The following is a 3,100-nucleotide window of genomic DNA, read 5'->3' as shown; positions in this document are numbered from 1 at the left end:
GCGCGACACGCTTTCTGCCTCGGTATAGCTGTTGTCGGTGTCGCGTTCCCACGAGAAGAACGACCCGCGCACCTTGAAACCGATGACGTGAACGGTCGTGTCAAACCCGCTTGCCGCAAGGTCGGCCGCCAGCGCGCAGGGTTGCCCGCCGCAGGTTTCCTTGCCGTCCGTCACCAGTACAATCGTGGCAGGCCGCGTTTGATAGTCGAGCGTGCGCGCGGCCAGCCTGACTGCTTCGGTCAGGGGGGTGCTGCCGGTGGGTTGCAGCGCGTTCACATCGTTCAATAGGCGCGGCGCAGCGTCAGCCATAGGGGCAAAGCGCAGGTCGAGGCCGGTGCATTCGTCAACCCCATTGGGGCCATAGATCACCAGACCCAGCCGTCTGTTTTCTGCAATCGGCGGGATTGCATCCGCCATGGCGCGGCGGGCCTCGAATATACGCGGCTCGTTGATGTCGTTGAACCCCATTTCAGCCATCGATCCGGACCCGTCAAACACGATCATTGCGTCCGAAACGCAGTCACTTTGTGCTGACGTGGTCGTGACACCCAACAGGGCGGCAACAATGGGGGATATTAACCGCATAGCAAAAGCCTGACATGCGGTGCTGGACCTGTCTATAGGATTGCACGGTATGGCCCTACGACCAAAGTGGCGGGGTAGGTTGTGATTGCCTGCGGCGCATGGGGTTGCTCCGAATGTTGATCACGCATGAGGTGGAAACCGCCGCGCAAACAGTGCTACATCGCAACTCAAGGGCAAAATCAGGTAGCATCGGGTGCACGAACGGGGCTAGATCGCGCCGAAACGAGGAATACGTGAAAAATGGCAGAGCCACATAATCATGAAAAACTAGGGTTTACCGATGTTCGGCGTGCCGCACGCCTGTCCGTGGCACCCATGATGGATTGGATAGACTCGCCATAAATTTCTATATCTAATAATAACTTACATGGGGTGAAATTCCATGATGTTCAGGATGTTGTTCAGTTTGGTCTAATGAAGTGCAATTTCTAAGCTCTTGCATCCGCTCCCTAGGCTCTTAGGCCTAGCGATCTAGGCCCAGACCCGACATTGGTTTCGCCTTCGAGTTGCTGCGGTAGCAGCACGTATTGCCGACATTCGCTGCAAGCGAAGAATTCAGTGATCGGTCAATTCACAAATCGCGGATTTTTTTGACCTTCGATGCAAGTCCACCAATGCCCGTTCCGCGAGCACAATAGTCAGCGCATCTTTTGAAAGATCGATTACTTCGGTTCTAAAGGTGAATTTGGCTATTAGGATCCAAGCGATCCTCAGAAAACACTTCGTGTTATCACCGTGATGTTAGCTGAAGAATATTAGGGGAAAAGTTTTATACCTACGCTGTTTCAACTCGTGGCCTATTGAGAATTTTCATCGCTGTCCAAGATATGCGTAACTCGTTGTACTGAACAAATGCGTCAGTCTCTGTCCCATCGGACGTTTAGCACTGGCTGACGGCCAGGTTTTGGGAAGTGAAGAGTCTATTGTTTGGAAATTATTGAAACTATGATAGTTGAAAATAGCAAAATATCTTTAAGAGGAACGTATAATGCGTCATTATATTCGTAAAACTCTAATATTAGCCTTACTTTTCTGCCCAACCCTACTATTTGCGGGCGATTCAAAAGACAATGAGACCGCTGTCGGCGAAGCTGGTGTAAAATTTGGGATCGACGCAGCGGATGGCAAAACTGTTTTGACAAGTGGGTGCATTAAAGCTGTTCCTGAACCTTGCACAACAACTATAGACGCAGCAGTAGAGCGATGCGATATAGCATCGTTTGTAGAAATCAATATGACCGCCACCATAACTTACAGCCAGTTTGGTCGAAACGATGTATCAACAATTTCACGTCGTTGGACTGGTAACAAATGTGCGGTCAAGTTGGCATGGCCATTAAGTGATGAAGTTCTTGGTGGAAAATATTCTATGCGTGCAAGCTATCGTTTGTCCAATGGCCAGACAGGTAATGGTAATCGTTCTGGAGAAGCTAAGGGTGAGAACCCAAGTTCGGATGCCGTTAGGCAAAGAGTTGGAAATCTCTCACACTCAGTCATTCTATATAAACGTAACAAATTTAAACAATTTAACCAGAATGCTCGTCCCTTCCGCAGGGATGGAATCGGCGCAGGGGGTATCGAAACACCAAGCTCAGAACAATTTTGGAACTGGCACTCTAGTGTAGACCAGGCGGTTTCTGAATTGGACTTGCTATATATTGAGGCGAGAAAATATCCCGAATTGTTGAGGAGTAAAGGGTTTGCCTCCCTCCCTGATTTCACGGCAGATCAAATAAAGCTTCAAGCAATACAGAGTGTTGTCGCGCAGAGTTACTTTGTCCCTTTGCGCAATGGAAAGGGATGGAAGCCGATGACTGATCGTCTTTTATTTGCTGATGACGTATTAAGTATGGAGCTGGATATTCAATCTGGTAATCCGCCTCAAGGATGGTGATATACTTTTTGGGCCTCGCCAAGAAGCAGTTAGGCCGTTTCAGCTTGTGGGCCGCTATGTATTTTAGCGACTGCACACCATCCTCAACAACTTCATAGGAATAAAATGTCTATTGCACCGCTCCCCATCGAAGAGCAAGTCGATGAAATCATTTCGCAACTTGATCATGTTTTTACTACAGGCGAGGGTGGAAGCCTGATAGCGACCGGTCGCCAAATTTTGATTGTTCGAACGTCGCAGTTCTTTACCGCAGGACATGCAACAAGCGGGGTAAGCGGAAGTCAGGCGTACATTCGGCTGCTGGGTTCGCCATCACCCAGTTCGCAAGTCACCAATGGCTACATCCGGTTTGTCGCCCCTGATCAAATTCGGACCCCAACATATAGTACCGAGCGTCAGCAGATCAATATTTGGGCAGACCAAAGCTATCTGCCTATGACCTTGGCTCAGATGGCTCATTCACAGCGTTATCTTTGGGTCGGCTTTTTTGGTGCGCATACGTATGGCGACCTACATTCTGCGCCATAAACCCTAAATTGTATCACGTCGGCGCAGTACTAGGCAGAGACTATTGCAGACCATCATCCGGGTAATCAACCTGGCAAGACGGAAATTGGCGTC

Annotated in this window: 3 protein-coding genes and 1 pseudogene; 3 read left to right on the top strand and 1 reads right to left on the bottom strand. The window is 49.6% G+C overall.

Annotated features, from left to right (window positions below; genetic code table 11):
* Window positions 1–585 (bottom strand): VWA domain-containing protein (locus ABYT07_RS20060; RefSeq protein WP_372993776.1); only part of this gene is annotated, 585 nt, incomplete at its 3' end.
* 696 nt (window positions 586–1,281) lie between these two features.
* Here ABYT07_RS20060 and ABYT07_RS20055 point away from each other — a divergent pair.
* From ABYT07_RS20055 to ABYT07_RS20045, 3 genes and pseudogenes are all read left to right on the top strand, one after another.
* Window positions 1,282–1,344, top strand: a pseudogene (locus tag ABYT07_RS20055) (DUF3768 domain-containing protein); the annotation flags it as partial.
* 229 nt (window positions 1,345–1,573) lie between these two features.
* A complete protein-coding gene (locus ABYT07_RS20050; RefSeq protein WP_372993775.1) occupies window positions 1,574–2,479 on the top strand; it encodes a hypothetical protein in 906 nt (301 codons plus the stop codon).
* 105 nt (window positions 2,480–2,584) lie between these two features.
* A complete protein-coding gene (locus tag ABYT07_RS20045; protein WP_372993774.1) occupies window positions 2,585–3,007 on the top strand; it encodes a hypothetical protein in 423 nt (140 codons plus the stop codon).
* Window positions 3,008–3,100: the final 93 nt, after the last annotated feature.

Source organism: Sulfitobacter sp. (assembly GCF_041552635.1).
Lineage (GTDB): Bacteria > Pseudomonadota > Alphaproteobacteria > Rhodobacterales > Rhodobacteraceae > Sulfitobacter.
Note: the sequence above shows the minus strand (reverse complement) of the source record. Positions and strands in the feature narration are given on the sequence as shown.